General features: G+C 71.2%; 18 protein-coding genes. 7 read left to right on the top strand and 11 right to left on the bottom strand.

Going from position 1 to position 17,595, the window contains the following annotated elements; translation table 11 throughout:
* Positions 1-65: 65 nt before the first annotated feature.
* Positions 66-1,082, top strand: a complete 1,017-nt coding sequence (locus AB0M30_RS28825) for an endonuclease/exonuclease/phosphatase family protein (protein ID WP_364589710.1) — start codon at positions 66-68, stop codon at positions 1,080-1,082.
* Here the strand turns inward: AB0M30_RS28825 and AB0M30_RS28820 are convergent, their stop codons facing one another.
* Both AB0M30_RS28820 and AB0M30_RS28815 read right to left on the bottom strand, forming a co-directional pair.
* A complete protein-coding gene (locus AB0M30_RS28820) occupies positions 1,083-1,883 on the bottom strand; it encodes a Sir2 family NAD-dependent protein deacetylase (RefSeq protein WP_364589707.1) in 801 nt (266 codons plus the stop codon).
* Positions 1,876-2,187: an antibiotic biosynthesis monooxygenase gene (locus AB0M30_RS28815; RefSeq protein WP_360164305.1), complete on the bottom strand. Its 312-nt coding sequence runs from the start codon at positions 2,185-2,187 to the stop codon at positions 1,876-1,878. The genes AB0M30_RS28820 and AB0M30_RS28815 overlap by 8 nt, the downstream gene beginning before the upstream one ends.
* A gap of 51 nt (positions 2,188-2,238) precedes the next feature.
* Between AB0M30_RS28815 and AB0M30_RS28810 the strand changes: the two genes are divergently transcribed.
* On the top strand, positions 2,239-3,627 hold the full coding sequence (locus tag AB0M30_RS28810; RefSeq protein ID WP_364589704.1) for an ATP-binding protein: 1,389 nt from the start codon (positions 2,239-2,241) through the stop codon (positions 3,625-3,627).
* Here AB0M30_RS28810 and AB0M30_RS28805 read toward each other — a convergent pair.
* On the bottom strand, positions 3,613-5,028 hold the full coding sequence (locus AB0M30_RS28805; protein WP_364589702.1) for a M1 family metallopeptidase: 1,416 nt from the start codon (positions 5,026-5,028) through the stop codon (positions 3,613-3,615). The genes AB0M30_RS28810 and AB0M30_RS28805 overlap by 15 nt on opposite strands.
* Before the next feature lie 75 nt (positions 5,029-5,103).
* Here AB0M30_RS28805 and AB0M30_RS28800 point away from each other — a divergent pair, with 75 nt between their 5' ends.
* Positions 5,104-5,850 (top strand): alpha/beta hydrolase, encoded by a 747-nt coding sequence (locus AB0M30_RS28800; RefSeq protein WP_364589699.1) that lies wholly within the window; start codon positions 5,104-5,106, stop codon positions 5,848-5,850.
* A 130-nt stretch (positions 5,851-5,980) separates the two neighbouring features.
* On the opposite strand, the gene AB0M30_RS28795 is transcribed toward AB0M30_RS28800, so the two are convergent.
* The 5 genes from AB0M30_RS28795 to AB0M30_RS28775 form a co-directional block, all read right to left on the bottom strand.
* Positions 5,981-6,937: an N-acetylmuramoyl-L-alanine amidase gene (locus AB0M30_RS28795; RefSeq protein WP_364589696.1), complete on the bottom strand. Its 957-nt coding sequence runs from the start codon at positions 6,935-6,937 to the stop codon at positions 5,981-5,983.
* 63 nt (positions 6,938-7,000) lie between these two features.
* A complete protein-coding gene (locus AB0M30_RS28790) occupies positions 7,001-7,876 on the bottom strand; it encodes an A/G-specific adenine glycosylase (protein ID WP_364589693.1) in 876 nt (291 codons plus the stop codon).
* 9 nt (positions 7,877-7,885) lie between these two features.
* Entirely contained in the window at positions 7,886-8,836 is a 951-nt protein-coding gene (locus AB0M30_RS28785) for a glycosyltransferase (RefSeq protein ID WP_364589690.1), read from the bottom strand.
* A 46-nt stretch (positions 8,837-8,882) separates the two neighbouring features.
* Entirely contained in the window at positions 8,883-9,374 is a 492-nt protein-coding gene (locus AB0M30_RS28780) for a carbonic anhydrase (protein WP_364589687.1), read from the bottom strand.
* 100 nt (positions 9,375-9,474) lie between these two features.
* Positions 9,475-10,575 carry a LacI family DNA-binding transcriptional regulator gene (locus AB0M30_RS28775; protein WP_103343591.1) on the bottom strand — a complete coding sequence of 367 codons (1,101 nt, stop codon included), beginning with the start codon at positions 10,573-10,575 and terminating at the stop codon, positions 9,475-9,477.
* A gap of 190 nt (positions 10,576-10,765) precedes the next feature.
* Between AB0M30_RS28775 and AB0M30_RS28770 the strand changes: the two genes are divergently transcribed.
* Genes AB0M30_RS28770 through AB0M30_RS28760 form a run of 3 tightly spaced genes read left to right on the top strand, consistent with a single transcriptional unit; the run spans position 10,766 to position 13,410 of the window.
* Complete coding sequence (locus AB0M30_RS28770) at positions 10,766-11,677, top strand: zinc ABC transporter substrate-binding protein (RefSeq protein ID WP_364589684.1); 912 nt, start codon at positions 10,766-10,768, stop codon at positions 11,675-11,677.
* Positions 11,678-11,679: 2 nt separating this feature from the next.
* A complete protein-coding gene (locus tag AB0M30_RS28765) occupies positions 11,680-12,525 on the top strand; it encodes a metal ABC transporter ATP-binding protein (protein ID WP_364589682.1) in 846 nt (281 codons plus the stop codon).
* Between the two features lie 3 nt (positions 12,526-12,528).
* On the top strand, positions 12,529-13,410 hold the full coding sequence (locus tag AB0M30_RS28760) for a metal ABC transporter permease (protein ID WP_364589675.1): 882 nt from the start codon (positions 12,529-12,531) through the stop codon (positions 13,408-13,410).
* Between the two features lies 1 nt (position 13,411).
* Here AB0M30_RS28760 and AB0M30_RS28755 read toward each other — a convergent pair whose 3' ends face one another.
* The 3 genes from AB0M30_RS28755 to AB0M30_RS28745 form a co-directional block, all read right to left on the bottom strand.
* Entirely contained in the window at positions 13,412-13,846 is a 435-nt protein-coding gene (locus tag AB0M30_RS28755) for a hypothetical protein (RefSeq protein ID WP_364589672.1), read from the bottom strand.
* 85 nt (positions 13,847-13,931) lie between these two features.
* A complete protein-coding gene (locus AB0M30_RS28750) occupies positions 13,932-15,140 on the bottom strand; it encodes a DUF445 domain-containing protein (protein ID WP_364589669.1) in 1,209 nt (402 codons plus the stop codon).
* A gap of 40 nt (positions 15,141-15,180) precedes the next feature.
* Positions 15,181-16,407: a DUF445 family protein gene (locus AB0M30_RS28745; protein ID WP_364589667.1), complete on the bottom strand. Its 1,227-nt coding sequence runs from the start codon at positions 16,405-16,407 to the stop codon at positions 15,181-15,183.
* 121 nt (positions 16,408-16,528) lie between these two features.
* Here AB0M30_RS28745 and AB0M30_RS28740 point away from each other — a divergent pair, with 121 nt between their 5' ends.
* Positions 16,529-17,476, top strand: a complete 948-nt coding sequence (locus tag AB0M30_RS28740) for a hypothetical protein (protein ID WP_364589664.1) — start codon at positions 16,529-16,531, stop codon at positions 17,474-17,476.
* Positions 17,477-17,595 lie beyond the last annotated feature (119 nt).

Here is a 17,595-nt window from a genome sequence, read left to right as displayed (position 1 = left end):
GGGTTCGCGCTGGCAGGCCACGCACAGCGCGCTGTCAGCGGCTGGCAGGCGCTGGTGGAGATCTTGTGGAGGAGTTGTCGGCGCCCGGGCCGCCCGGCGCCGGTCTCGGCATACTCGGCAGCATGGTGCTTGCGGAAGAGACGCGGTCGCGGCGGAAGAACCCGCTCGTCACGGCCCTGCTGGTGGTCCCGGTGGTGCCGTTGGCGCTGCTGGCGGCGCTGCGCCTGCTCGGCTTCGACGGCGGCTGGTACACGCTGATCGCCCTGGCGCTGACGCCGTTCGGGGCGGCCGCGGGTGCGCTCGCCGGCGGGCTCGCGCTGGCGTTGCGGCGGTGGTGGATCGGCGGGGTCGCGCTGGTGCTGGCGCTCGCGCTGGCCGTCCTCGTCCTGCCGCGGATGTCGGCGAGCGAACAACGCGCCGTGCAGGGCAAGACCCTGCGCGTCCTCGCTTCGAACCTGCTCTACGGCCGAGCGGACCCGAAGGCCGTCGTCGACCTGGTGCGCGAGCAGCGGATCGACGTGCTGAACCTGGTCGAGATGACGCCGTCCGCGGTCGACCGGCTGACCGCGGCCGGGCTGTTCGACGTGCTGCCGTACCGGGTGCTGCACCCGGCGCCGGGCGCGTTCGGCTCGGGGATCGCGGCCCGCTTCCCGCTGAAGGAGGTCAACCTGACCGGTGACTCGGCGGCCAAGCAGCCGGGCGCGGAGGCCGACCTGGGCGACGGCGTGGTGGCCGAGATCGTCGCCGTCCACCCGATCTCCCCGGACGTCGACACACCGGGGTGGGAGCGCGAGATCAAGGACCTCTCGCAGCCGGCGGGCGAGCACGGCCTGCGCATCCTGGCCGGCGACTTCAACGCGACGCTGGACCACGCGGCCTACCGCACGGTGCTGGCCCGCGGCTACCGCGACGCGGCGGAGGAGCGCGGCGAAGGACTGGCCCCGACGTGGCCGTCGTCGCTGCCGGTGGTGACGATCGACCACGTGGCGGTGGACAACCGCGCGGCGGTGCTGGACTACCGCGTGTTCGACGTCGCCGGCAGCGATCACCGGGCGGTGTTCGCCGAGGTCCGCCTGCCGTGATCAGCCCGGCAGGAGCCGCGTCAGCGTTTCCAGCGCTCCGGCGGCGATCGACACGCCCCGGCCGTGCCGGATCTCGGGTTCCCGCGGGTTGATGCGGATCAGCGCGCCGGTGGCCGCGCTGGCCAGTTCGGCGTAGCGGCGGACCGTCGGGACGGCTTGGCCCGCGCCCAGTTCCACCACCACGAGGTCCCGGGCGGTCCGGCGCCACGCCGTCAGCTCGTCCAGCTGCGCCTGGCTGCGGTCCGGGACCCAGGAGACGTCGCCGAACATCAGGATGTTGGGCCGGGCGAGGCCGCCGCAGCGGGGGCACGACGGCAGCGGCGGCACCGCACGCATCGTTTCCGGGTCGATCGGCACGGTGACGCCGGTGGCCGGCCAGATGTCGTCCGTGCACCCGGCCAGGCACTGCAAGTGGTGGATGGAGCCGTGCGCCTCGGCCACGCACTCGAAGCCCGCCGCCTGGAACTGGCCGTCCACATTGGACGTGAACACGCGGGCGCCGTGGGGCAGGTTCGCGCCGAACTCGCGCAGCAGCCGGAAGCCGTCGTGCGGCACGGTCTTGCGGTAGAGCTCCAGCCGGTGCCCGTAGAAGCCCCAGGCCAGCTCGGGGTCGCCGGCGAAGTGCCGCGGGTCGGCGAGCTCCTCGAACCGCAGCCCGAGCCGGGCGTACGGCGGATACGCGCGCCAGAACCCTTCGCCGCCGCGGAAATCCGGCAGCCCGGAGTCGACGCCCATGCCGGCGCCGGCGCAGATCAGCAGCGCGCCGGCGCCGTCCAGGAGCTTGGCGGCGAGCTCACTCACCCGGCTGCGAACCGAGGACGACCTCGAACTCGAGCAGGTTCGCGCCGGTGGACACGGGCTTGGCGCGCTCGCCCGCGTGCGCCGCCGCGGCCGGGCCGCCGGTCGCCCACGCCTGGTAGTGCTCCTCGGTCTCCCACTTCGTGTACACGAAGTAGCGCGTCTCGCCGGAAACCGGCCGCAGCAGCTCGAAGCCGAGGAAGCCCGGCTGCTGGTCGACGGAGTGCATGCGCGCGGCGAACCGCTTCTCCAGCTCGGGGCCGGCTCCCTCGGGAACCTCGATCGCGTTGATCTTCACGACACTCATGTCCTCCACCATAGTTGGCTCGGCAGTGTGATCCGTGCCACTGTGGGAGACATGGGGAGCACCGAGCGCGACCTCGCCACCGATCTCGCCCGGATCGTCCGCGCCACGGCCGACGAGGTCGCGGGCGGCGGGGGCAGCGAACTGCTCGAGCGCGTGACCGGCCACCTCGGGGCGCCGTTGCCGGAGGTGGTGGTCGTCACCCGCAACTGGCCGATGTGGGAGCACGCCAACATCCAGAGCGGGGTCGACGCCTACCTCGCGGCGCACGGCACGGCCGTGGGCTGGTTCGGCATCGCGGGCGGCCAGCGCACGCACGAAGACCTGATCGGGATGCTCGCCACCGCGCGCCGGCACGGCATGTACGAGCTCGGGTCGGTGGACTACACGACCACGGCGATCGGGCCCGACGCCGCGACCGAGGCGGTGCAGCTCGGGCTGGTCGGCACGCACGCCCCGGGCGGCGAGCCGGTGCTGCTCGCGATCCGCGGCGCCAACCCGCAGTGGGGGCTGGAGCAGTGCCGGCTGGAGGTCCTGGCGACGTCGCGGGCGACCGCCACCGAAGTGCGCGACCGCGTCGAGCGCCTGATGGCCGAGCGCGACCTCCTGCGCGGCCAGGTGCTGGCCTTCGGCACCAGCGAGCACCGCGGCAACGAGCTGCTCACGTTCCTCCCGCGGCCGGCGCTGACCGTCGAGGAGGTCGTGCTGCCGGACGGCGTGCTCGACGCGATCGAACGGCACACGATCGGCATCGCGCAGCACGGCGAGCGGCTGCTGGCGGCGGGCCAGCACCTCAAGCGCGGGCTGCTGCTGCACGGCCCGCCCGGCACCGGCAAGACGCACACGGTCCGCTACCTGATGGGCCGCCTGCCGGCCACCACGGTGATCATCCTGACCGGCACGGCGATGAAGCTCGTGGGCAAGGCCGCGGAGCTGGCGCGGCGGCTGCAGCCGAGCGTGGTCGTGCTGGAGGACGTCGACCTGATCGCGCAGGACCGCAGCTACGGCCCGATGGTCCAGCCCCTGCTGTTCACGCTGCTCGACGCGATGGACGGCGTGGGCGGCGACGCCGACGTCACGTTCCTGCTCACCACCAACCGGGCGAGCGAGCTGGAGAAGGCCCTCGCGGACCGCCCGGGCCGCGTCGACCTGGCGGTGGAGATCCCCCTGCCGGACGCGGCCGGGCGTGAAGCACTGCTGCGGCTGTACGCGCGCGGCCTGAAGCTGACGGCGGACCTGGACCCGGTCGTCGAGGCGACGGCGGGGATGACGGCGTCGTTCGCGAAGGAGCTGTTGCGCCGGGCGTCGCTGCTGGCGCTGGGTGCGCGGCCGGAGGAGGACGTCGTGGTCGGGGACGCGGAGCTGACGACGGCGTTGCGGGAGATGCAGGATGCCCGAAGTGCGCTGACGCGGTCGCTGCTGGGCAGTTCAGCTGCGCAGTGAGCCGGGGAACAGGTCGGCGTCCGCCGGGAGCTTCGTGCCGCGGAACCAGGTGTCGAAGAACGGCCGCAGGTTCTTGCCGCCGAGGCGGGTCGCCATGGCTTCGAAGTCGGACCAGGTCGCGTTGCCGTGGCGGTAGCGGGATGGCCACTCGCGCAACAGCTTCGCGAACGCCGGGTCGCCGATTTCGCGGCGTAGGGCGTGCAGGGCCAGGATGCCCTTGTTGTAGACGCCTTCGAACTCGTGGCCCTGCCCCATGTCGACCAGCTTCTGCGCCCAGAAGTCCGTGCTGCCGCGGGTGATCTCGATGGCCGCGCGGTAGCGGTCGTCCAGGTTCTGGCCCTCGCGCTCGGCCCACAGCCACTGCGAGTACGACGCGAAGCACTCGTTCAGGCAGACGTCGGACCAGTTGCGCACCGAGACCGAGTCGCCGAACCACTGGTGGGCGTTCTCGTGCACCAGCGTCGGCAGGTCGGCCCACTTCGCGTACGTCGGCCGGGTCTGCGTCTCGAGCGAGAACGGGACGTCCTCGTTCAGGAAGATCCCGCCCGCCGCCGACTGCGGGTACGGGCCGAATTTGGCGGTCAGGAAGCCGAGCACCTCCGGCAGGCGGTCGCCGACCGCGCGGCGGCCTTCGACGCCCGGCGCGTACGCCGAGACCACCGGGGTGCCGTCCGGCAACGTCGATCTGTCGACACCGAACTTGCCGATCGCGATCGTCGTCAGGTAGCTCGCCACCGGGTTGACTTCGGTCCAGGTGCCGGGCGGGCCTTCGCGGCCGTTCGAGAGCACCGTCCAGCCCGCCGGGACGTGCGCGGTGAGCGTGAAGGTGGCCTTGTCGCGCGGGGTTTCGTTCGCCGGGTACCAGAACGCCGCCGAGTGCGGCTCGCCGACCATGTACGCGCCGCCGTCGGACGAGTGCTTCCAGCCGTTCTCGCTGCCGCCGTCGTGCGGGGTCTTGGCCGGGTCGCCGCCGTAGCGGACCCGCGTGCGGAACGTCGTCCCGGCCCGGATCGGGGCCGGTGGCGTGATGACCAGCTCGAAGGTCTTCTCGCGGCTGAACTTCGCCGGCTTGCCGTCGACCTCGACGCCGTGCACGTCCAGCCCGCGCAGGTCGAGGTCGAACCGGCTCAGGTCCTGGGTGGCCTTCGCGGTCACCGTGGTGTCGCCGTCGAGGTGCCCGCTCGGCGGGTCGTACTTCACGTCGACCTGGTAGCCGAGCGCGTCGTAACCGCCGTTGCCGTCGTCGGGGTAGTACGGGTCGCCGGCGCCGGCCGCGCCCGGCAGCGGGTGCATGGGTGGCAGCGGAGGCGGCGCGGGCGGCAGGGCGACTGCGTCGCCTCCGCACGCCGCGGCGACGATCACCGCGGCGCAGACGGCCAGGGCGGTGGGTCGGCGGCGCACACCCACCACCATAGGTGATGGACAGCGACGGTTTGGTCACGTTCCGCACCAGGGGTTTTGTGGTTAGGTGGCCGCGTGCTCTGTTTCGGCGGCAGCGGCGTGCCGATCGTTCTGCTCCACGGCCTGATGGGCCGGGCGCGGACGTGGTGGCGGGTCGCGGAGTGGCTCCGGCCCTACGGCGCGGTGTACGGCCTGGACGCGCGCGGCCACGGAACCGCGCCGCGCGTCGGGCCGTGGACGACCGAGCGCTTCGCCGACGACGTCGCCGAAGCGCTGCGGACCCTCGACGCGGGCCCGGCGGTGCTCATCGGGCACTCCATGGGCGGCCTGCACGCCTGGGCGACCGCCGCGCGGCACCCGGAGCTGGTGCGCGCGGTCGTGTCGGAGGACTTCGCGCCGGACCAGCGCGGCCGGACCGTGGAGACCTGGCGCGGGTACTTCGAGAGCTGGCCCGTGCCGTTCTCCTCGCTCGACCACGTCCGGGAGTTCTTCGGCGACGCGGGCGGGTACTTCGCGGACTGCGTCGAGGAGCGTGCCGATGGGTTCCACCTGGTCGCCGACCTCGAAGACCTGTACGTGATCGCCGCCGAATGGGGCCGCCGGGACTACTGGGACGTCGTCGAGGCGATCCGCTGCCCGTTGCTGCTGGTCGAGGGCGAGCACACGGCGATGCCGCCGGGCCAGCAGGCGCTCGTCGCCGACCGCGTCCCGGGCGCGAAACACCTGGTGGTGCCGGGCTCGGCCCACCTCCCCCACGACGAGGCCCCGGAGATCTACCGCGGCGCGGTGGAGGCCTTCCTCGCCCAGGTCCTGACCTGCTGAACCGGACGACACGCGTGATTGCGGGGTCGACACGCGTGATCAGAGGGACGACACGCCGTGCACGCCGTTGTGCCGCCGTGTCGACCCTCCAATCACGCGTGTTGACCTTTCAATCACGCGTGTCGACCCTTCAGGACCGGGCCAGGTCCGCTCGCCAGGCCGCCGTGGAGCGATCCGAGGGGACGATCAGCGGCCAGATGTCCGCGCCCAGGAAGCCGGTCTCGTCGGACGCCTTGGCCGCGGTGCACGTGTCGCGGGCCAACCCGGCCTGAACGGACAAAGCGGTCACTGCGTCCTTTGTGGACTTCCCGAAGACGCCGTCGGTGGGGACGCCGAACCCGGAGTTCCGCAGGAACTGCTGCGCCACCTGCACCTGCCGGCCCGTGTCGCCCGGCTTGAGCAGCGGCCACTCGGCCTCGGTACGCGCGACCGCGACGCCGAGGACGCGGCCGACGGCCGTCCGGAGCTCCGGCAGCCGGTTGTAGAGCACCTGGCCGGGGCATTCGGTCGAGTTGAAGTCGCGGTGGCCCTTGATGAACTCCGGGGCGATGCCGTACTGGCTCGCGATGTAGGCGACGAGCGAGACCAGCGAGTTCCACAGGGCGGGCGGTACGTCGACCGTGCTGTACAGGCCCTCGTTCTCGATGCCGATGACCTCGCTGTTGTGGTTTCCGACGTTCGCGCCCTGGACGTGCTGCGTGCCGCCGCGCAGGATCTCGAGGCTGCGGTGGCGGCCTTCGGTGATGAACCCGCCGCGGCTGTTCGTGAACTGCTGGCCGCTGTCGATCCAGCCGTTCTTGTCCATGTGCAGGTTCTGGATGTAGCGCGAGACGTAGTACGCGCGCGCCAGCGAGAAGTCGTCGTTCATCGGCGGGTCGACCGCGTGGTGCACGACGATGTACGTCGGCTTGTGGTTCTCCACCACGATCGTGCCGGTGGCGGGCCGGGCGCCCCAGTCGGACGTCGGGTGGATCGTCGGTGCCGGAACGGCCGCGCCGGCCGTTCCCGTGGTCGTCATCCCCAGTGCGCCGGCCGCGGTCGCGGTCACCCCCGCCTTGAGCAGGGTCCGGCGGTCAACAGTGACCATGGGTGAAACGGTAACTCCGGAACGCGCCGATGACAACTATTGACCAACTTTGGTCGTAACGCGTCAGTGTTCGCCCGGGAGTGCGAACAGCCCGTCGCGGGTCTGCTCCAGCAGGCCGTCGACCAGCAGGGAGTCCAGGCAGCGGTCGCGCTGGCCGACGTCGTGCCAGACGGGGTCGAGGCGGGCCTTGTCGACCGGGCCTTCGCTGCCGCGCAGCACGTCGAGCAGCCGTCCGCGGACGTACCGGTCGGTGCCCGCGTACCGCTGCACCGGCTTGGCCGGGCCGGCGTACTCGGGCCGGCCGGCGTGCTGCCACGCGCACTCGGCGTAGATGGGGCAGTCCGCACACTTCGGGGCGCGCGCGGTGCAGATCAACGCGCCCAGCTCCATGATCGCCGCCGAAAAGCGCGCGGCGGGCGCGTCCTCGGCCGGCAGCAGGGCCTCGACGTCGGCCATGTCCCGGGTGTTGGACGCGGGCCCGGCATCGCCGGCGCCGTGCACCGCCCGCGCGACGACCCGCCGCACGTTCGTGTCGACGACCGGCGCCCGCCGGCCGTAGGCGAACGCGGCGACGGCGCGCGCGGTGTAGGCGCCGATCCCGGGCAGCGCGAGCAGAGTGTCCACATCGGACGGAACGACGTCCCCGTGGTCGCGCGCGATGACCCCGGCGGCCTCGTGCAGCCGCAGCGCGCGGCGCGGGTAGCCGAGCTTGCCCCACGCCCGCACGACCTCGCCCTGCGACGACGCGGCCAGCGCCGAGGGCAACGGCCAGCGCGCCATCCACTCGAGCCAGATGGGCTGCACCCGGACGACGGGGGTCTGCTGCAGCATGATTTCGCTGACCAGGACGCCCCAGGCCGAGCAGGTGGGCTCGCGCCACGGGAGATCCCGGCCGTGCGCGGAGAACCAGTCGAGCAGTACGTCAGCGTCCACAGCCACGCCGGGAGGCTACTTCGCGTACTTCGGCAGCTCGCGAGCGACCTCGTCCGGCGACGGCATGGCGGCGATCTCGTCGGCGAACGTGCGGGCCGTCTCGCGGCAGGAGGACGCCTTCCGGGCCTGTTCGGTGACGGCGTCGGCGCTCAGCTCGCCGGGTAGGAGGCGCAGTGCGGCACCGGCGGCGACGAGTGTGTCGGCGTTGGCGAACTGGTCGGCCCCCTGCGGCAGGACGAGCTGCGGCACGCCCGCGGCGAGCGCGCCCAGCGTGGTGCCGCTGCCGCCGTGGTGCACGACCAGGTCGGCGTGCGGCACCACCGCCGCCTGCGGCACCCAGGCCCGCAGGGTGACGTGGTCCGGTACCGGCCCGAGGTCCTCGGGACGCACCCGGCCGGTGGCCACCACCAGGGGCACGTCGAGGGCGGCCAGTCCTTGGATCGCCGTCGTGAGCACCTCCGGGGTGCCGAAGGCGGTGCCGAGGGTCAGGTAGATCAGCGGCCCCCGGAAGTCGCCCGGCTCGGCGAAGGGAACGGGACGCAGGGCGATGCGCTCGGCGGTCACGAGGAAGTCCGCTTCCTGCAACGACGGCGGGCAGATGTCGAGGTGCGCGCCGCCGGTGGGGCGCTCGAACCCGATGTCGCGCGGGAACATCCGGCCGAACCCGTGCCAGAGCGCCGGGATCCCGGCGCGCCGCGCGGCGACGCCCACCTCCGGGACGCCCCAGCCGTGCACGACCAGGTCCGGGCGCAACCGGGCCAGGTCCGGTTCGAGGTCTTCGGCGTAGATCTCGTAGAACGAGTCCGCGGGCCGGAACGGGTTCAGCCCGAGCCGGTGCAGCGGCGCGTGGACGTGCTCACCGGCGGCGAAGTGCACCTCGTGCCCGACGTCCCGCGCCGCGAGCGCGAGCGGGACCATCGGGTACGTGTGACCGGCGGACGCGAGCCCGGCGAAGAGAATGCGCATGCTCTTCCCATTCGGATGTCGAAAACATCTGAGTGGGAACGATAGCCTACTGGACCTCGGTGAGCTTCCCGGTCTTCACGTCGTAGACGAACCCGCGCACGGTCTCGGTGTGCGGCAGGTAGGCACTGCGCCGCACCCGCTCCACCGACGTCCGGACGCTGTTCTCGACGTTGCGGAACGCCTCGACCGACCACGTCGGCCGCAGGCCCGTGTCGCTCTCGAGCTCGTCCTTGAAGTCGTCCTCGGTCACCATCGAGAGGCCGCACTCGGTGTGCTGGACGATCAGCACCTCGCGCGTCCCCAGCTTGCGCTGGGACAGGGCCAGCGAACGGATCATGTCGTCGGTCACCACGCCGCCCGCGTTGCGGAGGACGTGCGACTCGCCCTGCAGGAGGCCGAACAGCTCGAACACCCGGATCCGGGCGTCCATGCAGGTCAGGACGGCCACCTGGAGGGACGGCTTCGGCGACGACCGGTCGCCGGGCGTCACCTCGCCGAGTTCCTGGTTGCGCTTGAGCAGTACGTCGATCGAGGTCATCGGTCACCTTCCGGCCAGTGGCCCCGCGGCGCGGGCGTACCACTCCATTTGACCTGGTGAGTACCCCGGCGGGCAATGCACTAAGGGCAACGTCACGACGTTATCCGCCGAACCACGGCTCCTCGACGGTTCGCGGCGGCGCCGACGTCCGGCCGACGCGCAGCTCGGTCGGGAGGGTGATCGTCTTGGGTGCGCTCCGCTCGCCCGAGCTGAGCAGCAGCCGCCCGGCCACCTTGCCCTTCTCTAGGACCGGCTGGTGGACCGTGGTGAGCCCGATGCGCTCGGCTTCGGCGATGCCGTCGAAGCCGGTGACCGTGAGGTCCTGCGGCACCCGCAGCCCGCGGCGCTCGGCTTCGGCCATGGCGCCGAGCGCGAGGATGTCCGAGGTGCAGATCACCGCGGTGATCTGCGGGTAGGCGTCCAGCAGCTGGCGGGCCGCGGACGCACCGTCGTCCACCGTGTGGTCGAAGCGCTCGACCACCGGGACGCCCGCCCAGTCGACGCCCGCCGCCGAGAACGCGACGGCCAGTGCCTCCAACCGGGTGCGCTGGACGTGGAAGTGCGCGCCGCTCTGCCGGGTCGCGGAGACGAAGTCGTCGTTGCGCTCGCGGGCCAGCCGCATGCAGATCACGCCGACCTGCCGGTGCCCCAGCGTCACCAGGTGCTCGGCGATCTTGCCGACGGCGGCGGCGTCGTCCGGGCCGACGCGGTCGATGCCCTCGAGGCTGGGCTGGTCGATGATCACCGTCGGCACCGGCCGCTCGAGCACCGCGGCCAGGTGCGGGTCGTCGTCCGGCACGGAGTAGACGACGAAGCCGTCGACGCCCGCCCGGTGCACCGCGGCGACGTCCTCGCGGCCCGGGCTGGCCGGCACCAGGTGCAGGCCGACGCCGGCGTCTTCGCAGGCCAGCGCCAGTCCTTCGAGGACACCGACGGCGGCGGGGTCGCGGAAGGCGTAGGAGAGGTTCTCGGTGAGCAGCAGCCCGACCGCGCCCGCCTTGCGCGTGCGCAGGGAGCGGGCGACCGGGTCGGGACCGGGGTAGCCGAGGCGCCGCGCGGTCTCGAGGACGCGGCGGCGCAGTTCGGGGGACAGCTGGTCCGGCCGGTTGTAGGCGTTGGACACCGTGGTCCTGGACACACCGAGCTCCGCCGCGAGCGACGCCAGTGTCGCCTGCCTCCGGGTGCGAATAGGACGTCCCATCAGCAAACCGTAACGGTTCAGATCGGTTTCCTGAAGAGACACCCCGCGTGGTCGATGTCTCGATCCGCATGCGCGGAGACGCATACACCAAAGCACGATCTGATGGCCAGAAAGTCATCCGGATGGGGTAAGGTGAATCTGACAACGGTTTCCATTAGCGTCTCAGTGCCTTACAGGGAGAGTTCTTCAGATGAGTTCCCGCCGCACCAGGAGCGTGCTCGCCGCCGCTTCGGCCCTGTCCGTGTTCGCCTTGGCCGCGTGCTCCGGCGGGACGTCCTCCGACGGCGGCGGCGCACAGGTGGGCAGCGACGGCAAGGTCGAGGTCGTCGCGTCGACCGACGTCTGGGGCAGCGTGGCCAGCGCCGTCGGCGGCCAAAACGTCGAGGTCAAGTCGGTCATCCACGACCCGTCGGCCGACCCGCACTCCTACGAGACGACGGCGGACGACGCCCTCGCGGCGAAGGGCGCGCAGCTGCTGCTGTCCAACGGCGGCGGGTACGACGAGTTCTTCGGCAAGCTCACCGAGCAGGCGGGGAGCGCGAAGAAGCTCGTCGCCTACGACATCGCCGCGACCGGCGACGAGAACGAGCACGTCTGGTACGACCTGCCGGGCGTCGGCAAGGTCGCCGACCAGCTCGCCGCGCAGCTGGGCGAGCTCAAGCCGGCGGCCAAGCAGCAGTTCGCCGACAACGCGACCGCGTTCAAGGCGAAGGTCGACGCGCTCGAGAAGCGGCTCGAAGAGCTCGGGACCACCCACCCGGGCACCAAGGTCGTCGTCACCGAGCCGGTCGCGCACTACCTGCTGGCGAGCGCGAAGATCACCGACGCGACGCCCAAGGCCTTTTCGGACGCGGTGGAGAACGACACCGACGTCCCGGCCGGCGCCGTCAGCGCCTACAAGCAGCTGATCGCCACCAAGCAGGTGAAGGCGCTGATCGACAACGAGCAGACCGTGACGCCGCTGACCCAGGACGTCGTCAAGCAGGCGAAGGAAGCGGGGATCGGCGTGGTCGGCGTGACCGAAACGCTCCCGGCGGGTGTGACGGACTACATTGGCTGGATGACCGGGGAAGTCGACGAGCTGGCTGGGGCGTTGAAGTAGCCATGCCACCCGTATCGGACGACGTACGCCCCGCGGTCCGGGTCCGCGGCGCGGGCCTCGCTTTCGGCCCCCGCACCCTCTGGTCGGGGCTGGACCTCGTCGTCGAGCCGGGGGAGTTCCTCGCCGTGCTGGGGCCGAACGGCTCGGGCAAGAGCAGCTTCCTCAAGGCCCTGCTCGGGATGCAGGACCTGTCGGCGGGCACGGTCGAGATCGCGGGTGGCCGCCCGGGCGGCGCGAACCGCAAGGTCGGGTACATCCCGCAGCAGCGCGCGATCGACGAGTCGCTGACGCTGCGCGGCGTCGACCTCGTCGGGCTGGGGCTCGACGGGCACCGCTGGGGTTTCGGGTTCCCGGGCATCTCGGCACGACGTCGTCAGGTCGCTTCGGCTGTTTCCGCCGTCGGGGCGACCCGGTACGCGAAGCAGCCCGTCGGCCGGTTGTCCGGCGGCGAGCAGCAGCGGCTGCGGGTGGCGCAGGCCCTGGTCGGCGACCCCGAGGTGCTGCTGTGCGACGAGCCGCTGCTGTCGCTCGACCTGGCGCACCAGCGCGCGATCAGCGAGCTGATCGACTCCCGGCGGCGGTCGGCGGGGACGGCGGTGCTGTTCGTGACGCACGAGATCAACCCGGTGCTGCCGTTCGTCGACCGCGTCCTCTACCTGGTCAACGGCCAGTTCCGGATCGGCAAGCCGGACGAGGTCATGACGACCGAGACGCTTTCGCAGCTGTACGGCACCCGGGTCGAGGTGCTCAAGGTCGGCGGCCAGATCCACATCGCGGGCGCACAGAGCTCGTTGTGCGAGGGCGAGCCGCACCACCACGAACACGACGTCGAAGAGCAAGTGGGCTGAGTCTTGGATCTGTTCGACTTCGGCAAGACCTGGGAGCTGATCACCGAGCTCGAGGGCGTCCAGACGGCACTGCTGGCCGCGGCGATCCTCGGCCTGGTGGCGGGGGTGCTGGGCCCGCTGATCGTGATGCGGCGGATGTCGTTCGCGGTGCACGGGACGTCGGAGCTGGCGTTCACCGGCGGCGCGGCGGCCCTGCTGCTCGGGATCGGCGTCGAGTACGGCGCCCTGATCGGCGCGGTGGTGGCGGCGTTGCTGCTGGGCATCCTCGGCGCGCGTGACGCCGACCGCGACTCGGTGATCGGCGTGATCCTGTCCTTCGGGCTGGGGCTGGGCGTGTTGTTCCTGGCGCTCTACAAAGGACGGCAGGGGAACAAGTTCGGGATCCTGACCGGCCAGATCATCACGATCGACTCGACGAACCTGACGTTGTTCGTGGTGTCGTCGGTGGTGGTGCTGGCGGTGCTCGCGCTGGTGTACCGGCCGTTGCTGTTCGCTTCGGTGGACCGGAACGTGGCCGTGGCGCGCGGGGTCCCGGTGAAGACGCTGACGGTGGTGTTCGCGCTGCTGGTGGGCGTCTCGACGGCGCTGAGCGTGAAGGTGGTCGGCTCGCTGCTGGTGGTGGCGCTGATGGTGACACCCGCCGCGGCGGCGGCCCGCGTGACGGCGTCCCCCTGGAAGGCGACGGTGCTGTCGGTGGTGTTCGCCGAGGTCTCGGCGGTGGGCGGGATCGTCCTGTCGCTGGCCCCGGGGCTGCCGGTGAGCGCGTTCGTGACGACGATTTCGTTCCTGATCTACGTCGTCTGCCGGGTGCTCGCCTGGCAGCGCGACCGCCGGACCCGGGTCCGCACGGTGGACCCGGCCCCGGACCTCGTCGCTGCCGCTTGACCTACTGCACCTGGAGCGTGTCGCTGATCGCGGCGTTGCCTCCGGCGGGGTAGCCGACGGACTGGTAGGCCGCGCGGGCGCGCGACAGGACGCACGTGTTGCTCGGCGTCTGCCGCACGGAACGGGCTGGTACGGCGAAGTTCGTGATGTAGGCGCACGGGTAGTACGAGCCGGACTTGTAGAAGCCGATGTTCACCCGGGACGGGATCCAGTTGTAGTCCGAGGCGTTGCCGAGGTGGAGGGTGAAGTAGACCTCGTTGTTGTCCGCCCAGGCGCACGACTGCCAGTACAGCGCCGAATTGCCCGGGGCGTACTGGTAGCCGCTGCACACGTGCCCGAACTGCCCCGGCGCCACGATTACGTCGGCGGACGCAACGCCTGCTCCCGCGAACAGGCCGGTGAGCGAAAGAACGACCGCGGTGACGAGCTTCCTCATAGCGTTCCCCTCTGCGTGTCCTGGTCGGCCGGATGGCCACCCGGATCACGCGCGGGTCGTCGCCGGGTTTAGTGGCGTCACCCGGTCAGCCGAGCATCAGCAGGACCTGCAGCTCCCCGACCACGAACCCGATCACCCCGCCGACGGCGATCAGCTTCCACTCGTCCTGCCGGAACGCCGGCCGCAGCAGGCCTTCGAACTCCAGTGGCGTCAACGCCAGCATCCGCTGCTCGATCACCTTCGCGACGTCCATCGCCTCGGTCAGGTAGCCCTCGGCGTACCGGGCCGTGTCCGGCAGCTGCTCCAGCGCCTTGCGGGCCGCCGCGTGCTTCATTTCGCGCAGGCGCGTGCCGCCCACCGTCCAGGCCAGGGGCATCTGCGCGTCGACCGTTTCCGACACCAGGTGCTCCACGCGGGCGGCCAGCCGGTCGGCGCGGGGGCCGCGCAGGATCGCGTCGAGCAGGTTCTGGACGGTGAGGACCTCGGTCGCGATCAGCTCGCCGTACTGGCGCGCCACCTCGGCCCGCCGGCGCTGGAACTTGCCCTGGAGGATCACCCGGCCCACGCGCACCGGCTCGCGGGGGACGAAGATCAGCTTGATCGCCAGCCAGTCCGTGCACAGCCCGATGACGCCGCCGAACACCGGCAGCACCCACGGCTCGCGCGTGAACGCCCACACGATCGTCTGCACGAGACCCAGCCCGAACCCGAAGTAGATGCCCATCCGCGCGATGAACGCCATCTCCGGGCGGGACGTCTCGCGGATCAGCCGCACCAGCAGCTTCTTGTCGCGGGTCAGCCGCTGGACCGTCATGTGCTGGACGTCGAGCACCTCGTCGAGGTTCTCGCGGACGTCGTCGAGGAAGTCCCGCACCAGTCGCGGCGCCGACGCCTGGACCTGCTTGATCAGCAGCTCCTGCGCCAGCGTCGGCAGGACCTCCCACAGCCGCGGGTGGTGCTCGGCCAGCACCTCGCGGGCGATGTGGCCGACCGCGCGCAGCAGCGGCTGTTCCAGCTCGCTGGTGATGATCACCGGGTCGATCCGGCCCAGGACCTCCTTGAGGTCCAGCAGGTTCGCCGTCAGCAGCTCGGTCGCGACCGCGGCCATCCGCCCGCCGTGCTTCGGGACGACGCCCTGCCAGCCGAGCAGCGGCGGGATCCCCACGAACTCCAGCGGCCGGAACATCATCTCGATGGCGACCCGCTTGGTGACGTACCCGATCAGCGCGGCGATGAACGGCATCGCCGCGTACAGCGGCCAGTGCAGGGCGAGGTCGTGCAGGACAGCGTCCATTCCGGCCTCCCTCGTGATCCCGAGATCGAAACCGTACCGGCTACCCGAGCAGCAGGAGCACCTGCAGTTCGCCCACCAGGCCGCCGATGACCGCGCCGACGGCGATGAGCTTCCACTCGTCCTGCTTGAAGGCCGGCCTCAGGATGCCCTCGAATTCGAGCGGGGTCAGCTGCCGCATCTTCGTGACGATCGTGTTCCGGACGTCGAGGGCACCGGTGGCGTAGCTCTCGACGTGTTTCACCGTTTCGGGGAGGAATTCGATCGCTTTGGCGGCGGCCGCGCGCTTCATCTCCTGGTACTGCCGGCCGCCGATGGTCAGCGCGACGAGCGGCTTGGCGATGCTCGCCTGCGCGTCGATCGTGCGCTGGACCTCGCGGGTGACCATGGCGAACAGCTTGTCGGCACGCGGCCCGGTGAGCACGGCCTCCATCACGTTCCGCACGGTGAGCACCTCGTCGGCGATCAGCGCACCGTAGTCGGCGGCGACCTCCTGGCGGCGCTTCTGGAACATGCCCTGCCAGCGGAAGACGCCGAACCCGCGGGGCTCGCGCGGGTAGAAGATCATCTTGAGGGCGAGCCAGTCCGTGACGAAGCCCGTGACGAAACCGAAGACCGGCATGATGAGCGGCTCTTTGGTCAGCGCCCAGGCGGCGAACTGGACGAGCCCGATCACGAACCCGAACCAGATCCCCGAGCGGGCGATGAACCGGAACTCGGGCGCGGCGACCTCGCGGATCAGCCGGCAGGTCAGCGACTTGTCGCGGACCATGGCGTTGATCAGCATGTCGTCGACGTCGAGGACGTCGTCGATGTTGGCCGAGACCTCCCGCAGCAGCCGCTTGACGACGATCGGCGCCTGCGCGCGGATCTGGTCGACGAGCAACTGCTGCGCCCGCGCCGGCAGCAGTTCCCAGAGCCGCGGCTGGTAGGTCTCCATGACCTCCCGCGTGACCTCCTCGACGGCCTTCAGCAGGGGCGGTTCGAGCTCTTTGACCATTTCTTCCGGGTCGAGCCGGGCGAAGATCTCCTGCGGGTCGACGAGGTTGCGGGTCAGCAGGTCGACGGCCGTGGTGGCCATCCGCCGCGCGTTCGCCGGGATGACGCCCTGCCAGCCGAAGGGTTTGACGCCGGCGAACTCCAGGGGCCGGAACATCATCTCGATGGCGACGCGCTTGGTGAGGTAGCCGATCAGGGCGGCGATGAGCGGCATGGTGGCGTAGACCGGCCAGTGCGCGCCGATGTCCGCGAGGACGGCCGGTATGTCCACAGTGAACTCCTCACGTCCGGCCGACGGTTCAGGATGCCATGCGTCACCGGGGGTTCCAATATTCGTGATGCATCCGTTTGGCGGTACGCATCGAAGGACCCTTGCTCATTAAGGTGGCCCGATGGTCGCGCCTGAGAAGCCCCAGTCCGCTCCGAAGACTGCCCAGTTCGCCGTCGGTGTCCGCGGCTACAACCAGCGTCAGGTCGACGCGCGTCTCGCCGAGCTGACCAAGGAGCTGCGCGAGACGTCCCGCAACCGCGACGACGCCGTCGCGACGTCCTCGGACCTGACGAAGGCCCTCGCGTACGCGCAGAAGGAGCTGGCCGAGACGAAGGCCGCCCTGGCCAGGATGAGCTCGAGCCCGTCCGGCGCGGGCGCGATGGCCGAGCGCGTCCGGATGATGATGCAGCTCGCCGAGGAGGAGATCGCGGACCTGCGTTCGGCCGCCGAGGCGGACGCGGAATCGACCCGCGACCAGGCGGACAAGTACGCGCACGAGACCCGCCGCACGGCCGACAAGCTGGCGAAGGACGCGGAGGAGGAACGCGCCCGCCTGCTGTCGCAGGCGAGGGGCGAGATCGAGAAGCTGAACGCGGCGGCGGGCGCGAAGAGGGTCGAGCAGGCGGCGGCGGCCGAGCGAGCCCGCAAGGAAGCGGACGCGGCGGCCGAGGCGGCGGCGGCTGCTCTGCGCGAGGAGGCGGACCAGAAGGCGGCCGCGGAGCTGGCTGCGCGGAAGAAGGCCTTCGAGGAGGAGTTCGCGCGGAAGAAGCAGGAGACGGAGGCCGCGCTGGCTTCGGCCCAGGCGGCGCAGGCTTCGGCGGATCAGAACCGGAAGCTGGCGGTGGACCTGCGGGCGAAGGTGGCCGAGCGGATCGCGGCGACGGATGTGGCGGTGAAGGAAGCCATGCGGCTGCTGGCACCGGCGGAGGATGCCTCTGCTGCTCCTGCTGCCCCTGCCTCTCCGGCCGCGAACGGGGACCGGAAGCCTGCGCCCGCTCCGAAGGCTTCGGCGGCTTCCGCTGGTCCTTCGGCTGCTCCGGCTGCTCCTGCTGCTCCGGCGAAGGCCTAGTTATCCACGTTGGCTTGGGTTGTTTGTGGATTTTGGGAGTCCCACCACCCCGAAGCCGGATTGTGACTACGGACGGTGGTGCCGTGTCAAGGCGGGAAAGCGTGCCTTGACACGGCACC

Origin of the sequence: Amycolatopsis sp. NPDC051716, assembly GCF_040681595.1 — a bacterium.
Taxonomy (GTDB): Bacteria; Actinomycetota; Actinomycetes; order Mycobacteriales; family Pseudonocardiaceae; genus Amycolatopsis.
The sequence above is the reverse complement of the archived record's forward strand: the minus strand, read 5'-3'. Positions and strand labels throughout refer to the sequence as shown.

What these genes read in the sequence shown, in the direction of transcription:
- AB0M30_RS28795 (WP_364589696.1), bottom strand. Translation starts at nt 6,937, where the DNA reads ATGGTCACTGTTGACCGCCGGACCCTGCTCAAGGCGGGGGTGACCGCG.
- AB0M30_RS28770 (WP_364589684.1), top strand. Translation starts at nt 10,766, where the DNA reads ATGAGTTCCCGCCGCACCAGGAGCGTGCTCGCCGCCGCTTCGGCCCTG.
- AB0M30_RS28815 (WP_360164305.1), bottom strand. Translation starts at nt 2,187, where the DNA reads ATGAGTGTCGTGAAGATCAACGCGATCGAGGTTCCCGAGGGAGCCGGC.
- AB0M30_RS28740 (WP_364589664.1), top strand. Translation starts at nt 16,529, where the DNA reads ATGGTCGCGCCTGAGAAGCCCCAGTCCGCTCCGAAGACTGCCCAGTTC.
- AB0M30_RS28780 (WP_364589687.1), bottom strand. Translation starts at nt 9,374, where the DNA reads ATGACCTCGATCGACGTACTGCTCAAGCGCAACCAGGAACTCGGCGAG.
- AB0M30_RS28785 (WP_364589690.1), bottom strand. Translation starts at nt 8,836, where the DNA reads ATGCGCATTCTCTTCGCCGGGCTCGCGTCCGCCGGTCACACGTACCCG.
- AB0M30_RS28765 (WP_364589682.1), top strand. Translation starts at nt 11,680, where the DNA reads ATGCCACCCGTATCGGACGACGTACGCCCCGCGGTCCGGGTCCGCGGC.
- AB0M30_RS28810 (WP_364589704.1), top strand. Translation starts at nt 2,239, where the DNA reads ATGGGGAGCACCGAGCGCGACCTCGCCACCGATCTCGCCCGGATCGTC.
- AB0M30_RS28750 (WP_364589669.1), bottom strand. Translation starts at nt 15,140, where the DNA reads ATGGACGCTGTCCTGCACGACCTCGCCCTGCACTGGCCGCTGTACGCG.
- AB0M30_RS28775 (WP_103343591.1), bottom strand. Translation starts at nt 10,575, where the DNA reads ATGGGACGTCCTATTCGCACCCGGAGGCAGGCGACACTGGCGTCGCTC.
- AB0M30_RS28755 (WP_364589672.1), bottom strand. Translation starts at nt 13,846, where the DNA reads ATGAGGAAGCTCGTCACCGCGGTCGTTCTTTCGCTCACCGGCCTGTTC.